The organism is Nitrosospira multiformis (assembly GCF_900110185.1).
GTDB classification, from domain to species: domain Bacteria; phylum Pseudomonadota; class Gammaproteobacteria; order Burkholderiales; family Nitrosomonadaceae; genus Nitrosospira; species Nitrosospira multiformis_A.
Map to the genome: position 1 here is coordinate 343,075 of NZ_FOCT01000001.1, position 21,344 is coordinate 364,418.

Genomic DNA, 21,344 nt, shown 5'->3' on the forward strand with positions numbered 1-21,344 from the left:
ATATTCAACTGCTCCGGACTCATTATTTGAGCGTATCGCGAGAGCGGCTCACCCGCACTTCTACATTGTGAGGCGCCCTGTCATCGGCAAGGCTGAGGGTCAGTTCGCGCTGCTCGGTACCGTCGGCGATAACCACCTCCTTATCCGGATCGATGGCTACCTGATTAACAATGATCGGATAGACGGTTTCTCCATAGCGGTATTTCACAGTAAAACTGGCCCAGTCTTCCGGGAGGCAGGGATTGAAATGAAGTTTCGCCCCTTCCCTTGTAAGACCCAGCATTGTTTCCAGCATCAGGCGGTACAACCAGCCGGCAGAACCCGTGTACCACGACCATCCACCCCGACCCGTATGGGGAAGCACCGCATAAACATCGGCTGAGACGACATAGGGCTCGGTCTTGTAGACCGATACAGCCTCCGGGGACCGCCCGTGATTTACAGGATTGATCATGGAAAGCAGTTCCCATGCCCGCCTATGATCGCGCAGGACTGCAAAGGCCATTGTTGCCCATATCGCCGCATGCGTATATTGCCCCCCGTTCTCCCGTACGCCCGGCACATAACCCTTGATATAACCCGGATCGAGGTCGGAGTGATCGAAAGGAGGATCGAGAAGCTGAATCAGGCGAGCATCCCGCCGGACCAGTTGTTCATCTACCGCTTGCATCGCCTTCCGCTGCCGCTCGGAGGAGCCCCCGCGGGATAAAACCGACCAGCTTTGCGCGATCGAGTCGATGCGGCATTCGGTATTGCTGGAAGAACCCAGTGGAGAACCATCGTCGAAATAGGCGCGGAGATACCACCTTCCATCCCAGCCATGCTGTTCGATATTCTTGCCCAGCTTGTCTGCTTCCTTCTTGCATCGTTCGGCAAAGGCCGCATCACCGTGCCCGGCAGCGAGACCGGAAAATTGAATGAGAATGTCATACAGGAAAAATCCGAGCCAGATACTTTCGCCCCGGCCATGGAAACCGACGAGATTCATCCCATCGTTCCAGTCCCCTGTACCCATCAAAGGAAGCCCATGTTCCCCAAACCGCAACCCATGCATGATGGCGCGAACGCAGTGGTCATACAGGCTGGATATCTGCGTGGAATGAGCAGGCAAATCATAGTATGATTCCTCGTCTGGAGCGACAGGGCGGCCTTCAAGAAAGGACACTGTCTCGTTCAGTACTCCGGTATCCCCGGTCGCAACAACATAGTGACAAGCGACCAGCGGCAGCCAGAGGTAATCATCCGAGCAGCGGCTTCTGATCCCGCGTCCTACCGGAGGATGCCACCAGTGCTGAACATCCCCTTCGATAAACTGGCGGGCTGCAGCTCGCAACAAGTGTTCGCGTACCAGAGCGGGTTCGACGTGAACCAGAGCCATCACATCCTGCAATTGATCGCGGAATCCAAAAGCACCCCCGGATTGGTAGTATCCGCTGCGCCCCCAGAGACGGCAGGCAATTACCTGATACAGCAGCCAGCCATTGACCATCACGTTGACGGATGGATCGGGGGTTTCCACTTGCACACCCCCGAGCGTCCGATCCCAGTAGCCGCGCACCTTTTCAAGTTCAGCATGTGCAACTTGTAGTCCGCGCATCCTCTGGACGGTTTCCAGCGCATCTTCACGGTGAAGTCCCGCACCCAGGCGAAAAACAACCTCGCGCGTCGCGCCCGCGGGCAAATCAAAAGGAACACGGATAGCGCCACAGGGGTCCAGTCCTGCTCCTACCCGGCCCGAAAGATCCTGAGCAATCATACCTGCGGGATTTCGCATTCTTCCATTGCGACCGATGAATTCCGTCCGGTCACCCGTCACACTTTGCGTTCTGTCATCGACATCGAAAAACGCTACCCGGCTTGAAAACTCGTTATTGTAGGGATTGCGCGCAAGCAGCACCCCGCTTGCGGGATCGATCTCCGTGACCACATGCATTCGCGTCTTCTCGGGAAGATCCCCCAGCACCCACTCCACGTATCCTGTTGCGGAAAGTCTCCGGAGCCTTCCGGAATCATTGCGAATCCGCAATACAACGAACTTGACCGGAACGTTGCGAGCAACATAAATCCAGAGTTCGGAAAAAACACCCTTTCCTGCATGTTCGAATACGCTGTAGCCGAATCCGTGGCGGCTAACGTAGGAAGCGGCTCCAGGACTCGGAAGGGGAGCAGGCGACCAGAAATCCCCGCTTTCTTCGTCCCGTAGATAGTAGGCCTCTCCGCTGGAATCGCAGACCGGGTCGTTATGCCACGGAGTCAGCCGGTATTCATGGGCATTCTCACACCAGGTATAAACGTTTCCGCTTTCGGAGATAACCGTACCGAATTGCGAATTCGCCACAATATTTGACCAGGGAACCGGTGTTCTCCGACCCTGCCCAACAGTAATGACGTATTCACGCGCGTCGGAAGCAAAACCACCAAAACCGTTATCAAACAATAGATTCCGTTCCGGTAATACCCCAGTTTCTTCGGAGTTGGAGCGCCGCACGGGTTTCAGGGGGTGTGGCGGCAGCGGAAGATCGGCCGGAAGGCGGCTCGTCAACTGTTCGACCAGTTTCCCATTCGTGTCGAGAATAATCACGCGCGCCACCGCCTGCATCAGGATCCGGTCTTCCGGAGCAATCTGCTCCCCACGCCGGATGAAAATACCGCCCGGCCGATCAAGCACATGGGCTTCCGCGCTGCCGGCCAGAAGCCCCATGATGTGATCATGCAGTTGCTGGCGGTAACTTGAGTGATCCTCGTTCCAGATGACCAGATCGACTGCCACCCCTTTCACGCGCCAGTAAGCATGAGCCTGCACCAGCTGGCGTACCAAGTCGATATTGGCCATATCGTTGATCTGCAGCAACACAATAGGCAGGTCGCCGGAAATAGCATAACCCCATAAACCCGATTGGCCCTGCCGGTTCTTGCTCAGCAGCGCCTCGTCGGCGCGCAGATAAGGACTTGCATACAGGATGGAGCCCGCCATTCGCCCAAACAGCTGTGCATCGGTTTCAGTTGCATTGAGTTGGCGCAGGACAACGAGGCTATGAGTCCAGGCGAGATCGAAAACACGATTTTTCAGATGCTGGTCCTGGTATTTTTCTACCAGATGCATGACGGCATGACGTGAATCTCCCGCACCCGTGACAATATCCACGATTGCCGACTCCCCCGGCTCGAGCATCATCCGCTTGCGTATGGCAACGATGGGGTCGAGCACCGAACCCGAACTGCCGGACAGTGGTCCCGCTTCCACCATCGCCATCGGCGCAGATACATCGTTTCCCCGTCCGATGAATGCCATGCGATTGGTCTCATAAGAAGCCGCTTCAGGAGTGATCCCATCCACTGTCATCAAATGGAACATCCATGGTACCGGGTCGCTTTGGGAGCGAGGACGCCTGCTGCATAAAATGGCGTGGCGGTCCGTCAATATTTCCGTTTGCACGAAGAGATTGCCGAAGGCTGGCGCCTGAGCATCGGCAATCGTGGGCGCCAGCACGACCTCGGCATAAGACGTGATCTCGATTTCCCGCCGCGTCCATGCGCGATTGGTGACGCGAATCCGCCGGAGTTCGATATCATCCTCGGGCGATACGGTAATCTCGGTATGGGTATCGAAATCCAGATCCCGCCGGCGGAACTCGACCCTTCCTTCAGAAAAAACCACTCCGTAACGCTTTGGCTCTTTCAGCACGGGTTGATAGGTATTCGACCAGAACTCACCGCTTGCAACGTCGCGCAAATAACAAAAATTCCCCCAGTAGTCACAGGTTCCATCTTCCCGCCAGCGCGTAATGGCCAGATCCTTCCAGCGGCTGCTTCCCGCTCCGCTGTTGGTCACCATGACATGATACCGGCCATTGGAGAGAAGCTGCACCTCCGGAATGGGCGTGTTGGCGGTTGAAAGCAGCCGGATCGGCATTTCCGGAAGTTCCTTGATAACCCGCACATCCGGGAGCTCGGCGATGGGAGAACGTATGATAGTGGCTTTGGGAATTCTCTCCTGCAGCAGGAGCATGGTTGCCTGGAATATGGGCTCGGAATCGAACCGCCGCTGCATGGGCCGGTCAAGCAGCAGGTATGCAAGCGAAAGAAAACTCATTCCCTGATGGTGAGCCATGAATGAGCGCACGATCGCGGACGTCTCGCCCCGGCGCAGTCGCGAAGGCGTGTAATCCAGCGCTTCGTAAAAGCCGAATTTTCCCATCATGCCCAGGGCGGTCAGCTCCTCCAGATTACGGCAAGCAGCTTCCGGTGCAACTATCAATGCCAGAGCGGATGCATAAGGTGCAATGACCAGGTCTTCTCCCAGGCCGCGTTTGAGGCCCAGGCCAGGCACCCCGAATGCCCGATACTGATAATTGAACTGAACGTCTACAGCGTTGTAACCGGATTCCGAAATACCCCAAGGCACGCCCCGCTCCCGTCCATAGGCAATCTGTCTGTTGACAGCCGCCTTGCAGGTCTGGTCAAGAAGCGTGTTCTCAAAGGTGGGCATTACCAGCAACGGCATGAGGTATTCGAACATCGAGCCGCTCCAGGAGAGCAGAGCAGTCTCCCCATCATGAGCTGTAAGCATTCGTCCCAGCGCAAACCAGCTTTCCTGCGGCAACTGGCCCTGTGCAATCGCGACAAAATTGGTAAACCGCACCTCCGAGGCCAGCAGGTCATAGTAGCTGGCGTCCCGTCGCTGCTCACCCACGTTGTACCCGATCGCAAGCTGCCGCTGCGCGGGGTTGAACAGGAAGCCGTACTCCATTTTCGCCATTTCTCCCGCCTGAAAGACCAGGCGTTCGAGAACAGCCAGATGCTCACCCGCTGCCTCGCCACCCTGGTTTGCAAGTTGTCGCAAAGAGGGGATCTCCGCGGGCGTATCTCGGTCCTCCAGTGCGGCAGACGGTATGAGGTTGGCAAGTTCAGTTAGGGCGAGCTCACATTGCCGATTTAATGCCCTCGCCCACTCAAGCGCTTCTTGTCCGGTTGAAGCACGTCGTGCTTTCTCGATCTCTTGCACGATTTCCCTGGAAAGTGCAACCAGTCGATCGAGTTCGGCATGCAGGCTGAAAGGTGCGTGCGGAGAGTTCTCCCTTACGAGCGTCAGCGCCTTCCCGAATTGTGATAAAGGAGCGCTGGCAGCCTCGGAACCAGGAGTTTTCTCGAGAATCTGCAGAGTATCGGCAAGTGCCGGAAATAACTCTTCGTGGACGACCGGCATATCCGCTATTGCCATTAACGCGACACGCAATGTCAATAGATGGCCTGCAAGATTACCGCTGTCCACGCTCGATACGTACCGCGTCAAGGGAGTTTTTGTCTGCGTGTCGTACCAATTGTAAAAATGGCCGGCATGCCGTTCCAGGGTTTCCATCGATTCGAGAGTATTTCTGGTCCTCTCGATGAGTTGCAACGGGCCAATATAACCGAAGTCATAGGCAGTCACATTTGCAAGCAGCGCCAATCCCATGTTGGTTGGCGATGTTCTGTGTGCGACAGTCGGTACGGGGTGCTCCTGAAAATTATCAGGCGGGAGCCAGTTATTCTCAGGACCCACGAAAGTCTCGAAGAAATACCACGTACGGCGCGAAGTCTGACGTAAAAAGTGGATTTGTCCCTTGCTTAACTCGGTGCTGCGCAGCGGAAGAGGCTGACTTATCCACCAGGCAATAAATGGCGCTACCGCCCACAAAAGCAGTATGGGCAAGGCCGGAATCAGCGCCACGGGAGCAACTACTATCATTCCCGCGCCTGCTGCTACCGCGGTCGCTGGCGCTATCCACATCGACCTGAAGGAAGTACCGAGGCCGCCCCATCTATTCGTCGAATCACATTCGCGTTCGGCAAGATGGGAAGGAGTCCATTCAAGAAGCCGGCGGTGCGTGAGGAGGAGTCGCACATGAGTGCGCAGTATCGCGTCGAGGCTGAAATAAGCCTCGTACGGGAGACAGACCAGCCCGAACAGGTTTTGTGCGAAATGCCGCCCACCAGTGCGTAGCGTAGTGACGATGTGAGAGCGCAGAGGCGCGTCGGTCTGTCTTTTCAGCAGATCGGAGGTCATGGTAATGGCGCTCGGAATAATGACCGTGCTGATTACAACCAGTGTCCAGAACCACGCGTTGTCGAGCACCAGCCAACCCACCAGCAGAAGCAGCAGCAGGGCTACAGGCACAAGACTGCGCCGGAGGTTATCCATCAGCTTCCATCTCGACAGGATGGATAACGGGTTTGGCTGATTACTTCCGTCGGGACCGGGAACCCGGGTGAGCAACCAGCTCGCCAATTGCCAGTCGCCCCGTATCCAGCGGTGGCGACGGCTTACATCCGCGCTGTAACGGGATGGAAATTGCTCATACAACTGTACATCGCTCAACAGGCCGGCGCGAGCGTAGCAGCCTTCCAGGAGATCATGGCTTAAAATCCTGTTGTCGGGAAAACGTCGGCAGACCGATTGCTCGAACGCATCCACGTCGTAGATCCCTTTTCCGATAAAGGAGCCTTCGTGGAATAAATCCTGGTATACGTCCGAAACGACCCGGGTATAGGGATCGATGCCTGCTTCACCGCCAAATAGCCATGCATACCGGGATCGGTTGGTGCTCGATAATGTCACCGCCACCCGGGGCTGCAGAATGCCATAGCCTTCCGTTACCACAGCGTTCCTACTGGTCCTCTTGAGGCGTGGCCGATTCAGGGGGTGGGCCATCGCTCCGACAAACTGATGGACGATCTCCCGCGGCAATTGGGTATCGGTATCGAGGGTGATGACGTACTTGATACTGACAAGCAAATCCGTATTACCCACTACCGCGGAAAATGCCTCCCGCCCCTCGCCACGCAGAAGCGCATTCAAGTCCGCCAGTTTTCCGCGCTTGCGCTCATGACCCATCCACACCCCTTCTTGCGGGTTCCAGCGGCGAGGGCGATGGAACAAAAAAAACCGCGTTTCCTGTTTCTGCGCTGGCGCTTCCGGAGCGCCATTCATGCCACCGATCGTGTTACCTGCAATATGGCCCGCATACTTTCGATTGAGCTCCTCGATCCCCGTGCGGGCGGTTCTCAATAAGGAATCATCTTCGGGAAGCGTTTCCTGATTCGCATCCATGAAGTCGGTGAGCAAGCCGAAATAGACATTCTCGTCCTGATTTGCCAAAAACCGGACTTCAAGCGCCTCCACCAAGGCTGCCACTTCCGATTCCCGCGACAGCATGGTTGGAACCACGACCAGCGTTTGAAATGTGGAGGGAATGCCGCTGGAGAAATCCATGCGCGGCAGCAGATGAGGTTTCACCAGAAAAGGACTTGCCCAGTTGACCAGGGCGACAGCCAACTGACTCATCGCAAACAGCGCGAGCATGCCAACAAGACCTAACAGCCATCCCCTTGCACCATCCTCGAGCGCTTCGACCAGCAGGGCACTCGTCAGACCCAGCGTGACTAATGCGATGCTACTGAGATACCAGAAAAGCGGGTATTTGCGGGTGGTACGCCAGAATTGCTCATGCAGCGACCAGCGGGCCTTTATCGCTTTCTCAAGATCAGCGAGACCATCGCCCGTCAGGTAAAATCCGACATGCTCCTTAACGTTCTCCTCGGCAGTACTTGTCGTTGGCTTACGCGCCAGGCGAAGCGCTGCTCGGGCCACATCCACTTCCGACAGAGGGCTTGCCTTGGCCAACCGCTCCACCACATGCCGGTAGTGGTCGCGGCTGGCGAAATCCATCTCCGCATAGGTTCCACTTGGGTCTTCCCGGAGAGTCTGTTCCACAACGCTGGTGGTTTCGACGAATTCGCGCCAGTCTATGGCGCCTAGACTCCGCAAACTGTTGATACTGTTTGAGATGGAAACCTGATCGGCAGCTTGTTGCTGATTTCCCAGTTGCACCAGTTGGTCGATCGTCTGGTTTGATTCGGCCAGTCGCTGCTCGATCCAGGTCAATGGGAGCACCAGGGCCGGTCCCTGGCCCTGCAATCGGCGTACCAGTTCGGAAATGAACGGGGTTGTCATGGGGGGATTCGATCGCGCCATATCTGCAATGACGAGAACGAGACTTTTCGGATCTTTTGCCGCCACCTGGATGATTTCATCGGCCCAGGTATCGGCGAGGTTGCGGTCTGCTCGGCCCGCTGCCACGTGCACGCCGACACGGCGGAGATTTTCGATCAGCGATAGCCGCAGCATGATCGGTATCGCCCATAGTTCGCCCAGTTGCAGATTGACGACCGACTGGTACGCGCTTACGAAGCGCCTGAGGCTCTCTGTATCCACCCTGCCGTCCCCGTGCGATATAGCTTGCAATGCTATATCGTATACACGGGGGAGATTGGCGGATGTGCCCTTGGCAAGGAGGGGTAATTCGCGGCTATAGCTTTTGGGAAGGTGACGCTTGGCAAGGCGGATCTGTTCCTCGATGAGGTAAAAGTTGTCGTAGAGCCACTCCCCTGCCGGAGTAAGCAGCTTATCCGCCATGACTGCCTCGGTCAGCACACGGCAGATATTGAATAACGTTGCCTCATTCTCATCCAGCCTGGCCAGTAACTGATCAGTGCCGCGCGCTGACGATAACTCGTGTGAAGCCGCCAGTATGCCACCGTAAAGCTCCATCTGATCCGCGCCGAACAGTTCGGACCGCAGGGGAAGTTCTTCACTCAGTGGAATACGTGGCTTTCCAATATTGCGAAGCCGTGCGGTAACCGACTTCAAAAGCTCAGAAACAGGGGTGCCTTTGGCGTTCAATTCGGATATTCTCCAGGCTGTGTCCGGTCAGCAGCGAAATTAAAATCGCCCCCCTTCGAATAGAAAGGCTGCGCCACATGACATTCTGCTCCCGTCCTTTCTTTGGATACCGGAAGTTCATGCCCCAGACCTTCTGGAGTTGACAGCTCTTTCCGGAACCCGCACGGTTAAAAGAAAAGCGAAAGAGCGATTCTGGAAGTATTGTTTGGCACCTTCTTTATAGGGTGTCTTCACTAGGGCCTGTTATCTGGCTGGGGCGGTCCCGCATGAAATTTTTACCGGGATTTCAGGGAACATCGTTACAATTTTCCAGTCCCACGTCCTCTTGTCTTGCAATTCTCTCCGGATATCGGGTCGATGTATAAAGAAACCGGCTTGAACGATGCAAACGTCTTTTCGACGCAGATCACAGCCGTCTTTGCAGGCATTTTTCAGGCAGGAAAATGATAAACGGATAGCTCATCCGTAGTATGTACGCTAGCGCACAATACGGCAGCCGGTAAGATGGAATACTGCAAAACCTCGCCGCGCACATCGGGGTCTCCTGGAAAGAAATGCTATCATAGATCTGGACGGGTACCTTGCAGCCAGGAAACCTGTGAAATCCTTTTAATACATTTGCATTTCTTTCAGCATGCCCAGGCCACACCCGACTTCATGAGACCTTCTCTCTTCTACTAGCGGATGCAAAATCCCCCCCCACAGTTCAACCAAAACCACCTTCTAGCCGCTCTGCCCCCGGCAGAACTTGAACGTCTGAAATCCCATCTGGAACTGGTTCATATGCCGCTTGGCGACGTGCTGTGCGAATCAGGAGGACGCCTTTCCTACGTCTATTTTCCTACGTCGGCCATCATTTCCCTGCACTATATTCTGGAAAATGGTTCATCGTCAGAAGTTGCTGGCGTAGGGAATGAGGGTATGCTGGGCATTTCGTTGTTCATGGGCGGCGAGAACACGCCTACCTGGGCAACGGTTCAGACGGCTGGCTACTGTTACCGTCTGAAGGGTCCTCTCCTGCTGCAGGAGTTCAATCAGGGAGGCCCGCTGCAGCGCGTATTGCTGCGCTATACCCAGGCGCTCATAACACAGATCTCCCAGACCGCCGTATGCAATCGACATCACACGATCGAGCAGCAATTGTGCCGCTGGTTGTTGCTGACGCTCGATCGACTGAACTCCCAGGAACTGGTCATGACTCAGGAGCTCATCGCCAGTATGCTGGGCGTGCGCCGGGAGGGCATTACCGAGGCCGCCGGGAAGTTGCAGCAAGCCGAAATCATTCGCTACCGTCGAGGACATATTACCGTCCTCAACCGGGCGGGGCTGCAGGGACACGTCTGCGAGTGCTATGACGTCGTCAAGAAGGAGTTTGAGCGCCTGTTTCGCGACGTACGGAAGTCCTAACCGTCGGCCTTTTCGTCTCCCTTCGCCTCTGAGTTCTGCCTCCCCCATCGCATTTATCGCCACTTATCTCATTATTTCCGGGCGATGGTTAATCCGCACTCGATTACAAGCACTCGTTGCAGCCCTCTCAGTGTGCGCTGACGTACCGAACCGTTGTATGGGCAGAAGTATCATGACCATTTTCTTCTGCTTCGGGTCAGAAACCCGCCTTGACCATGAGAGTGCGTACCAAGCAAATATTATCCGTCTCCGGCGTTGCATTGCTGCTGCTTGTCATAGCATTCGTCCTATGGTTCGATTGGAATATGCTGAAACCATATATCGAACGGCAGGTTACGGAGAAGACGGGCCGTGAATTTACAATTCGCGGCGATCTCGATGTAAACCTTTCGCTCAATCCCCTCATCAGCGTTGAGGGACTTTCGCTTGCCAATGCCGAGTGGGGGACCGAACAACCCATGGTTGCCGTGGATAAGGTTGCTGTGCGGATCAGTCTATGGGACCTCCTGTCTGGGGACATCGTGCTGCCCGAGCTATCCATCACGCGGCCCCGGGTACTCCTGGAAAAAAGCATGGATGGAAAGCGAAATTGGGACCTGAAAAAAGAAGAAAAAAAGAAGATGGAACTGCCTCAAATTGGCCAATTCACCTTGGATCAGGGAAAAGTCCTCTTCCGTGATCCGAAGACCAAGACAGATATAACAGCCGATGTATTCACGGATCCAGCGGTGGAATCCAGAGAATTGCCCCTTCATGTGGCAGCGGAAGGTAAATTTACCGACCTGAAATTCACAGCGCGAGCGCAAGGCGGCAAGATAATGTCGCTTGCGGATAAGGCTGTTCCCTATCCGATCAAAGCAAGTGCCGAGGTCGGAACAACGCGCGCCAGTGCGGACGGAACTATCAAAGGGCTCGCCGAGATGGCGGAAGTGGACTTGAAGCTGGATTTACACGGAGAGGATTTATCTGCACTCTACCCTGTAACCGGCATCGTTATTTTTCCCTCCCCACCGTACCATATTTCCGGAAGGGTGTTGCACCACGATACCGAGTGGTCCATGAAGGGATTTTCTGGAAATGTAGGCAACAGCGATCTTGGCGGCGATATCGTATTCGACACGGGAGGCGAACGGCCGCTCCTTCGCGGCGACGTGGTATCCAAAGTACTCGACCTGAGCGATTTGCAAGGTTTTATTGGGGCTCGACGCGGCCCGCAACCGCAGGACACCCCAGCGGAAAAACAGAAAAAGAAAGCTTCGGCAAAGGCCCAGAAAGGTCGAATTCTGCCGGATAAGGAGTTTGGAGTAGAAGGTCTTCAGGCGATGGATGCCGACGTAAAATTCAGGGGTGAATCAATCCGCAACAAGGAGTTGCCGGTGGAGCATCTCGTAAGCCATCTGAAAGTAGACAATGGGCTTCTGACCCTCGACCCCGTCAACTTTGCAGTGGCGGGTGGAAATATCATTTCGCATATCACAATCAACACGCGCCCGGAGGTGCCCAAGGGAGAAATCAGGGTTGCCGTCAAGCGTCTGCAATTACCGAAGCTCTTTCCCAAGATGGAAATCACAAAGAGTAGCGCGGGCCTGATCGGCGGGGCAATGGACATTAAAAGCCACGGCAAGTCTGTTGGTGGATTGCTGGCGTCGGCTAACGGCGACTTTGGACTGATCATGTCCGGCGGCCAGATCAGCAATATGTTGCTTGAGGTGATTGGACTTGATGCGGGCGAGATCATCAAGTTCCTCTTTGCCGGGGACAAAAACGTCCCCGTCCGGTGCGGGGTAATCGACTTTGACATCAAGAAAGGCCTCATGAGGAGCGAAGCTTTCGTCATCGACACGACCGATACCAAAATTGTCGGCGAAGGCCAGATAAGCTTGGTGGAAGAAACCATCAAAATGAAAGTGTCACCCCAGCCCAAAGATGTCAGTATCCTGACCCTTCGCACCCCTGTTCATATAGGGGGCACCTTCAAGGATCCCACAGTTCTCCCCGACAAGATGCTAGCCATACGTGCAGGAGCGGCCGTCGTACTGGGAGTTCTTGCGACACCTTTAGCAGCACTCATCCCGACCATTGAAACCGGACTGGCCGAGGATGCCAATTGTAGGGCGTTGATCGCTTCAGTGGAAACGGCAGTGAAGCGCGCAGCGGGGACCAAAGAGAAGAAAGGCGAGGATCGCCCCAAGGCGTCCAGATCGAAGTAATACGAAGGAATATTCTGAGAGATGACTGCCTCCCCTGCTTACCTTACTCGCTCTTCGCTCAGGGAGTCTTTCGGGTTTTAGTGGGAAGCGAACGGAGTAAAAATCACAACTGTAGAAAATGACTATTTTCTGCAGAATGACAAGTATGGTAAGAAAAGCGTCAATAGCCTGGCTTGTCTGCTATTCATCCGCTAATTACCCGAAAAGAACTGCAAGTCGGAGAACAATTGTGTGGGCCAAAGCACCTAGGTGCGGACTTAAACCAAATTAGTGAGAAAGCCATGACCAATGATACTGAGAAATACGAGGAAAAAGGCAGTGACATTCCAAAGCAGCATCAACCACGCCAGCCCGGGCTGGAAACGGAGATGACACCTCAACCCGACTCGACAATGGAGGAATACCACGGAAGCGGCAAACTGGAGTCAAAAGTTGCGATCATTACCGGGGGCGATAGTGGCATTGGACGATCTATCGCCATTGCTTTCGCAAAGGAAGGGGCGGATATTACAATCGTATATCTCGACGAGCATGAAGATGCTCAACGCACTAAAGAAGAAGTCGAGAAATGTGGAAGAAAATGCATTTTAATAGCGGGCGACGTGGGAGACGAAAAATTCTGCGCCGAGGTAGTGGAAAAAACGATTTCCACATTTCATCATGTCGAAATACTTGTGAATAACTCGGCCGAGCAGCATGTTCAGGAAAGTATTCTCGATATCGATAGCGCGCAGCTTGAAAAAACCTTCCGCACGAACATATTTTCAATGTTCCATATGGTAAAAGCGGTGCTCCCGCATCTGAAAAAAGGAGGGCGCATCATCAACACCACCTCTGTCACCGCCTACAAGGGAAGTCCCCACTTGGTTGATTACTCCGCAACCAAAGGCGCAATTGTTGGGTTTACCCGATCCCTGTCTCTCCAGCTGATCGAGCAGGGAATACACGTAAATGCGGTTGCCCCCGGTCCAATATGGACTCCGCTGATACCTGCCACTTTTCCTCCGGATAAAGTCGGCGATTTTGGAAAGAATGTCCCGATGAAACGCCCTGGACAACCTGATGAAGTTGCTCCTTGTTATGTCTTTCTGGCCTCTCAGGATTGCTCTTACATGTCGGGGCAGGTGCTGCATCCCAATGGCGGCAATATAGTAAACAGCTAGAGAATAACTGCGAAACGTGGGAAGTTACTCCTGATATGATAGGCGTCGCAGGAATAGTACTATTCAACAGGATATATAAATTCCATCTCGAAATGGGAGGGAGGAGCCGAGATGTTCAATTTAGGGTCGATGTTCAACCTGGGCCCCTCCGAGCCAGTAGTGGGCAAGGCGAGCATTCTTCTTGAATGTCCAGCCAGACAGGCATTCAAATTTATCGGTGAAAATCTCTTTTTGAACTACCCCAGGTGGTCACCGGAGGTGAAAGAACTCGAGCAAATCACCGATGGTCCGGTCTGCCTTGGAACCATGGCACGGCAGGTGCGTGTTGACCAGGGACATCGTTCGGAATCGAAGTTCAGGATTACGATTTATGAGCCAGATCGCCGCGTCGCATTCGCGGGCATCTCGGACCCCTTTCGCTGCATCTACGAGTTGCTGGACGAGCAAAATTCAGGCTCAACCAAGCTTTCTTTTAAGTTCGAATTGCTCGAAATCCAGATGATAATGCGGCCTTTTGAACCAATGATCAGGACAGCGGTGCAGGCTGGGGCGGAACGAACGGTACAAAATATAAAGCGCCTGGTGGAAAGCGAACCAGGCGCACTGAGCTGACAAGTGTATTTCCATCATTCCCGCTAAACGATCCACGTAAATGATCCCAAGTTCTGAGGAACCTGCAATGGCCCAAGATTCCATGAACACACCCGCGGAGCAGATAGAAGACGACCGACCCCTCTGGGATGTCGTGCTTGGAGTCTATGGCTACCCTGCATTACTGCTGGCGCACAAGCTGAAAATCTTTCCCCTGCTCGCCGATAAGCCGTTATCGCTCACCGCTATCTGTGGCAAGTTGAATATCAAAGCGCGGCCCACGGAAGCCATTTTAACCACTGCAACCGCAGCCGGTTTCTTATCCTTTCAGGACGGGCGCTATTACCTCACGCCACTTGCGAGGCACTATTTGCTGGAGACAAGCCCGAACTATTTCGGCTATTTATGGGATCTGATGATAGACGACGATCAAGTACACTCATTTGCCAGCCTGAAAAAAGCAATCCTCTCAGACAGTCCCCAGGTCTACGGAGGAGCAGGTATATATCAATCTCCTGAGGAACAGGCTGAGCAGGTGCGGAAGTTTACCCGTGGCATGTACAGTTTCAGTATTACTTCGGCCTTCTATTGGCCAGGTATCCTTGATCTGTCCAACTACCGGACAATGCTTGATATCGGAGGCAGTTCAGGTGCTCATTCGATTGGAGCCGTATCAAAATGGCCGCAGTTGCAGGCCGTCGTTTTCGATTTCCCGCTCGTCTGCGAGATCGCCCAGGAATTCATCGCCCGCCATGGCCTGCAGGACCGTATTCGAACACAGGAAGGAAACATGTGGAGCGACACTCTGCCTGCCGCAGATCTTCACTTTTATTCCACGGTCTACAACGATTGGCCTCCGGAAAAATGTAATTTCCTCACCGCTAAAAGCTTCAACAGTCTTCCTTCCGGAGGCCGTATCATCATCCATGGCATGCTTTACAACGATGAAAAAACTGGACCATTCGCGGCCGCTGCCTTCAGCATGCTGATGATGGGATGGACGGAAGGCAGATCATATTCTGGAAGGGAGCTTTCAACCATGCTGGCGGAAGCGGGATTCCAGGACATCGAAGTGCATCCAGCCTTCGGTTACTACAGCCTGGTTACAGGAGTGAAGTCCTGAGATCTGTCCTGACAGCGCCCTTCATGCCTTTGATGAAGGGCTGAATCCCAGCTTTTTCATGGCAGGAACTATCGATTGATTCGTCTCTGCGTAGTCGGCCCAGGGCTCATTACCCTTATCCAGGCGTTCATGAATATTGGAGGCGGACCAGCGAGTACTGCTTTTCAGCGAGGATAGTTCTTCCCACGCCAACGGTACAGAAACGCCCAATCCAGGTCGTGCGCGTACTGACCAGGCGGATACAGTGGTGGCTCCGAACCCATTGCGCAGGTAATCGATGAAGATCTTTCCCACCCGGTTGCGCGGGCCGCTTTTTGCAGTGAAACGTGTCGGAATGATTTTAGCCAGATGCTGTACGATGGCCTGAGAGAAACCTTTCACCGTATCCCAATCGCGCAGCCTCCTGATCGGCACAATGATATGCAAACCTTTGCCCCCACTCGTTTTCAGGAAAGATTTCAACCCCAGTTCCCTGAGAAAGACATTGAGGAGCTGCGCCGACTCCTGGATGAGCGCCCATTCGACTCCGCTGCCCGGGTCCAGGTCGAAAGTGATTCTGTCAGGCTTGCCAATGACATTCTTGGTGGCGTTCCACGTATGGAACTCGATCACGTTCATCTGTGCTGCGGAAAGGAGGCCTTCAGCAGTTGAAACTTCGAGCAGCGGAGGATGGTCAGGGTCGAGCGAGGGATCAAGCTGCTCGACCCCCGGCATGTTCTCTTTCTCCCAATGCTTCTGAAAAAAGAGTTCGCCTGATACCCCCTCGGGAGCGCGCACGAGCGAGACCGGCCGCCGTGCGAGGTGGGGCAGCATCAAAGGCGCTACCAGTGAGTAGTAGCGTATGAGATCGATCTTCGTAAATCCGGTGGAGGGGTCGATTACCCGGTCCGGGTTCGTCACTTTCAGGGATTTTGGAATGGCGCTTGCAGGCGCCGACTCCGCAGCAGGATGCACGGGCTTCTCGCGAACGATGACATCCGCCTTTTTGTCCGATCTCAAACCGTGGAATACCGAGTGGCGAATGTGGCCCCCTCGCGTCCATTCCCTGAAGGAGACTTCTGCGATAAGCCGGGGTTCGACCCAATGCGCGTTTTTATCGATGCCACTCGCTTTCACAAAAGGGCTATCCGTCGAAGCAATTCTATCCAACTTTGCCCTTAGGTCCTGCAGTGTCTTATCGCTGAATCCCGCGCCCACATTTCCCGCATATCTGAGTTTTCGATCTTCATCATAAAAGCCGAGCAGCAAAGATCCGATACCCTTCCGCGTACCTTTGGGATCGGTATATCCGCCGATAACGAATTCCTGGCGGTTTTTACATTTAAGCTTTATCCAGTCCTGAGAGCGGCGCGAGACATAAACCGAGGTTTTACGTTTACCGATCACCCCTTCCAGTCCAAGCCGGCAAGCGGAATCGAGAATTTTTGCTGGAGAGGCATCGAAAACGTCGCTGAAGCGTATTTCATCGGGGGAGTGTGCCTCAACCAGTTTTTGCAGTAACGTGCGGCGTTCGACAAGGGAAGCGTGTCGCAAATCATACCCATCATAGAAGGGCACATCGAAGAGATAATAAATGATGTGCTCCGTATGCGCGCTGTCGAAGGCATTCTGCAACGACTGGAAATCGGGAATGCCATTTGCATCCAGCACCGCAATTTCCCCATCGAGCCACGCCGACTTCAATCTCATCTTCCCTATTGCTTTTACCAGATGCGGGAGCTTACGGGACCAATCATTTCCGTTTCGCGTTATGAGGCGAACTTCTCCTCCCTCTATTCTGCTCAACATCCGGTACCCGTCAAACTTGATTTCGTAAATCCACTCTTCCGGATCCAAAGGGGGTTCGTCCACAAGTGTGGCGAGCTCCGGCCTCAATGTGTGCGGAAGATCGGCCTTGCGCGCATTGTCCGGCAAGGCCGTTTTAGCTCCCTTTCGTGATATCGAACTACTTTTGGGTGATCCGCTTGCCGACGTTGCGGGAGCCTTGGAAGGCTCTGACAGGTCGAGTTCGGCCACACTGTCCGGCATTTCGTCCACCACGCTATACTCCCGCGATGAACGCACATATTCATCCTTTTCTTTTATCAGCAGCCAGGGTTCCTGCTTTTTGTTTTCCTCCTTTCTCATGCGCACCAGGGTCCAATGCCCTTTCAGCTTGAGCCCGCGCAGCTCGAATTTCAGCTTGCCGTCACGATACCCCTTGTGCGGATCTTCGAGAGGAAGCCAGGTTCCCTTATCCCAAATAATGACTTTACCGGCCCCATACTGACCTGAGGGTATCTCGCCCTCAAAACTGTTATAGGAAATGGGATGATCTTCGACGTGAACCGCCATGCGTTTGTCGGTAGGGTCGAAACTGGGGCCTTTGGGAACAGCCCAGCTCTTCATCGTTCCTTCCAGTTCCAGCCGGAAGTCGTAGTGCAGACGCGTTGCCCAATGCTTCTGGACAACAAACGACAAAGCCTTGGCAGTGCTCTTGATAGCTGCCTTGCCGCTGGCAGCGCCGCTCGGCTCAGGTGTTATCGAGAAATCACGTTTAGCACGGTAAGTTTTAAGCGGGTCATCATTTCTCATTCTATGGAATGCGCCCTATACCGCCCGGCGCTTGTGCGCGCCGCGGGCAGGTGCAGATGAGGCAGTCGTCGATTTGGCGGGCTTTCTGACAGGTCGCCGGTCACGGTCTTCGTTGTCTGTGCGTTTCTTCAGGCTGCGCTGGAGCAATTCAGTGAGATCGAGTATTTGCGCACCACCGCCACGCTGTAACTCGACTTCTTCCGGCTCTACTACGGTTTGTATATCACCCGTTTCAACTTTCTCGTTCACGAGTTTCATGATTTCGTCCTTAAACGAATCATGGAATTCATCCGGGTCCCATTTGCCGCTCATGTCCATCACTAACTGCTCAGCCATTTTCAATTCTTTATCGGTAATGCCGGCCTCCTTGGCACCCTCGGCCGGAAAACTCAGATTTTCCGAGCTGCGGATTTCATCTCCCCAGCGCAATAGATTAAGAACCAATGCGCGGCCGAACGGAATAAGAGCGGCAAGATGCTGCTTTGTTTGAATGATCACTCGGGCAATGCCGACGCGCTCGGTCCTGGACAGGGTCTCGCGCAAAAGCGCATAAACTTTTTCGCCTTTATTGGCGGGTGTGACATAGTAGGGACGCTCCAGATAGATGAAGGGTATATCAGTTGCCGGCACGAACATTTCAATCGCGATCGTCTGCGTGGTCTTGGGATAAGCGGCGGCGATCTCCTCCTGGCTCAAAATCACGTAATGACCATCCTCGTACTCGATTCCCTTGACGATATCTTCCTTATCGATCTCCTTCCCGGTCCTCTTGTTGATGCGTTTATACCCGACAGGATCCATACTGCGCTTGTCCAGCCAGTCGAAATTCAAACCCTGCTCTGTCGTTGCGGTATGAAGGGCCACGGGGATATGCACCAGCCCAAAACTGATGGCACCCTTCCATAAAGCCCGGGTTGAAGCAGACGCAACCATGATTGATCGGAGAAATGAATCCCTTTTCAGCGGTAAATATCGAAATACAAATCATGCTCTTCCCTCCTCCGCTTGTATGTGCGATTGCGCACCCTGGAAAATACAAGCCTTTTCCACTCTGCCACTCTGATTTGTGTTCTTTCGAACGGAACTGCAGGTCTATGGATGAGATGATCGATTCAAGGTGAAACTGGACACGAAGCCTGATCGCAGGGGCAAAAAGATGTGCCGAACAGCCTACGCGAAGCCGTGCATGCCTTTAACGCTTTTTATGCATTGAACTTAACATAATACGTAATATCGACATAATCTCGGCTGGAGCACAGCTTGTTTTCAGGAGAAGGGAGGAATATGGATTACTTCAATTTACTACAGTGGCCTGCCATGGTGATCAATATTCTTTCGGTCTGGCTTCTGACCTACCAGGCCAAGCGGATGCGTCACACCGGTTTTCTGTTTTCCCTCCTCAGCAATGTATTATGGGTAATCTGGGGGTGGCACGTCGAAGCATTCGCGGTTCTCGGTCTCCAGTTGGCCCTGGCAACAATCAATATCCGCGGAGCTCGAAAGACCGACTAAATAATCCGGAACAAGCGCACAGGCACATCCTGTTCGCAATTCCGCCCGATCCGTTGCTTCAGAATACATAACTCGCTTTCACTGTCTGTCCTTTTCCCTGCAATGGCCCTCCATCACGCCCAGCTTTGCGCGGCTGAATTTCCCCATGGAATTCCTCGTTAATGGAAGGGTTTTTCAAGACCGTGTCCGCAATTTAGGTTATGATAACTCCGTAGTCTGCAGACCCAACTTATGCGAACTCTCTTTGCCTATTGCATGCTTTCCCCGAGGCGTACTGCGTACGTCCTGGTTGCGCTTCTGGCGGCAGGCATTGCAGAAGGCTTAAGCCTCACTGCCCTCCTTCCACTCCTTTCGATTGCTGTCGGCGATTCCGCCAGTTCGGACATGGGTCGGCACATCGCCGAAGTTCTCCAGAACATCGGGATTTCTCCCACCATAGGCACCATGCTGCTGATCATCGTGGGAGGAATGATCCTCAAAAGCCTCATATTATTGATGGCGAACAGGCAGGTCGGTTATGCAGTGGCCCATGTGGCCACCGTCCTCCGCCTCGAACTGATCGATGCGCTGCTTGCCAGCCGCTGGCAGTATTACCTGCGCCAGCCAATGGGTTCGCTTGCCAATTCCGTCGCCACTGAAGCATACCGGGCAGCCAATGGCTTTGAGCACAGCGTCACTGTACTCGCACTGGCCGTACAGGTTGTCGTCTATGGGACCGTGGCCATGTTTGTTTCATGGGAGGCTACCCTTACTTCCATTCTGGTGGGCATCATCATGATGCAGGTGCTGCACCAGTTGATTCGTGCGACACGCAAGGCGGGAACCAGGCAGACCCATCTGCTGCGAAACCTGCTGACGTATCTTTCGGATGTGCTCGTTTCGGTAAAATCGCTCAAGGCCATGGCGAGAGACAATGTAGCCGAAGCGATCCTGCGCGACCAGACCCAGCAACTGGAAAAGGCTACCCGGCGGGAAATCATCGCGCGTGAAGCCCTGATGGCTCTGCAGGAGCCTATCCTCGCCACACTGATGGCAATCGGCCTTTATCTGGCTCTGGAAATATGGGGACTTTCGTTGCCCTCGGTGATGGTGATGGTTTTTCTTCTGACCCGGCTTCTCAGTCTGCTCAACAAGACGCAGAGGAAATACCAGAATCTGATGGCGCAGGAAAGCGCCTACTGGGCCTTGCGTACCGCTGTCGCAGAAGCGCGTGCCGCAGCGGAAAGAACATCAGGCACCCGCGAACCGACGCTTGAAAAGGGCATCAGCCTCCGCCACGTCAATTTCGATTACGACACCCGGCCGATTTTTCAGGACCTGAATCTCGAAATCCCGGTCAGGTCGTTCACCACCATAGCCGGCCCGTCGGGGGTCGGCAAAAGCACCATGCTGGATCTCCTGTGCGGCCTGGTGGACCCCAAATCCGGCGAAATCCTCGTGGATGGCGTGCCCATGCGAGACATCAATCCACGTGCTTGGCGCCGCATGATCGGATATGTCGCCCAGGAGAACGTCCTGCTACATGACAGTATTCTCAACAATATTCTCGTCGGCGCACCCGAACTGAGTGAAGCGGATGCGGAAAGAGCACTGCGCCAGGCTGGCGCCTGGGAGTTCGTCAGTGGATTGCCGGATGGTCTCTATACCATTGTCGGCGAGCGTGGCGGCCTGTTATCCGGGGGACAGCGCCAACGCATTGCCATTGCCCGGGCACTGGCTCACCGCCCGCTCTTTCTGGTACTGGATGAACCGACGAGTGCGCTCGATCCGGAAAGTGAACGGCTTGTCTGTGAAACCCTGCGAAACCTCACACAGGAACTCACGGTTGTTGCTGTCTCCCACCAGCCAGCGCTGATCAGCGCAGCGGATGTAATTTTTGCGCTTTCCCAAGGAAAAGCGGAACGGGTGCAGCCGGCGGAGGCAGCTCGTTACGCACCCGCGGAGCGGGAACCTTCCTCCTTGTCTCACAGGGAAGTGGTTTTCGTTTCCCGTTAAGAGGTCAACGAGTGCCTGCCTGAGCCTTCGTCTCCGCTCTCCCTGAT

10 protein-coding genes are annotated in these 21,344 nt (G+C 54.3%); 7 read left to right on the top strand and 3 right to left on the bottom strand.

Features of this window, described 5'->3' with window-relative positions:
- Positions 1-22: 22 nt before the first annotated feature.
- Positions 23-8,722 carry a glycoside hydrolase family 94 protein gene (locus BMY01_RS01715; protein ID WP_074743843.1) on the bottom strand — a complete coding sequence of 2,900 codons (8,700 nt, stop codon included), beginning with the start codon at positions 8,720-8,722 and terminating at the stop codon, positions 23-25.
- A 684-nt stretch (positions 8,723-9,406) separates the two neighbouring features.
- On the opposite strand from BMY01_RS01715, the gene BMY01_RS01720 reads away from it, so the two are divergent.
- The 5 genes from BMY01_RS01720 (at position 9,407) to BMY01_RS01740 (ending at position 15,216) form a co-directional block, all read left to right on the top strand.
- Positions 9,407-10,129 carry a Crp/Fnr family transcriptional regulator gene (locus tag BMY01_RS01720; RefSeq protein WP_074743844.1) on the top strand — a complete coding sequence of 241 codons (723 nt, stop codon included), beginning with the start codon at positions 9,407-9,409 and terminating at the stop codon, positions 10,127-10,129.
- 215 nt (positions 10,130-10,344) lie between these two features.
- A complete protein-coding gene (locus BMY01_RS01725; protein WP_074743845.1) occupies positions 10,345-12,339 on the top strand; it encodes an AsmA family protein in 1,995 nt (664 codons plus the stop codon).
- Positions 12,340-12,620: 281 nt separating this feature from the next.
- On the top strand, positions 12,621-13,502 hold the full coding sequence (locus tag BMY01_RS01730; RefSeq protein WP_074743846.1) for an SDR family oxidoreductase: 882 nt from the start codon (positions 12,621-12,623) through the stop codon (positions 13,500-13,502).
- Between the two features lie 111 nt (positions 13,503-13,613).
- Positions 13,614-14,114: an SRPBCC family protein gene (locus BMY01_RS01735; protein ID WP_074743847.1), complete on the top strand. Its 501-nt coding sequence runs from the start codon at positions 13,614-13,616 to the stop codon at positions 14,112-14,114.
- Between the two features lie 67 nt (positions 14,115-14,181).
- Positions 14,182-15,216, top strand: a complete 1,035-nt coding sequence (locus BMY01_RS01740) for a methyltransferase (RefSeq protein ID WP_074743848.1) — start codon at positions 14,182-14,184, stop codon at positions 15,214-15,216.
- Between the two features lie 21 nt (positions 15,217-15,237).
- Here the strand turns inward: BMY01_RS01740 and ligD are convergent, their stop codons facing one another.
- Entirely contained in the window at positions 15,238-17,790 is a 2,553-nt protein-coding gene (gene ligD / locus BMY01_RS01745) for a DNA ligase D (protein WP_074743849.1), read from the bottom strand.
- A gap of 15 nt (positions 17,791-17,805) precedes the next feature.
- Positions 17,806-18,723 (bottom strand): non-homologous end joining protein Ku, encoded by a 918-nt coding sequence (locus BMY01_RS01750; protein WP_074743850.1) that lies wholly within the window; start codon positions 18,721-18,723, stop codon positions 17,806-17,808.
- Between the two features lie 351 nt (positions 18,724-19,074).
- Here BMY01_RS01750 and BMY01_RS01755 point away from each other — a divergent pair, with 351 nt between their 5' ends.
- Both BMY01_RS01755 and BMY01_RS01760 read left to right on the top strand, forming a co-directional pair.
- Complete coding sequence (locus tag BMY01_RS01755; RefSeq protein WP_074708629.1) at positions 19,075-19,302, top strand: hypothetical protein; 228 nt, start codon at positions 19,075-19,077, stop codon at positions 19,300-19,302.
- Positions 19,303-19,533: 231 nt separating this feature from the next.
- A complete protein-coding gene (locus tag BMY01_RS01760; RefSeq protein ID WP_074743851.1) occupies positions 19,534-21,297 on the top strand; it encodes an ABC transporter ATP-binding protein in 1,764 nt (587 codons plus the stop codon).
- Positions 21,298-21,344 lie beyond the last annotated feature (47 nt).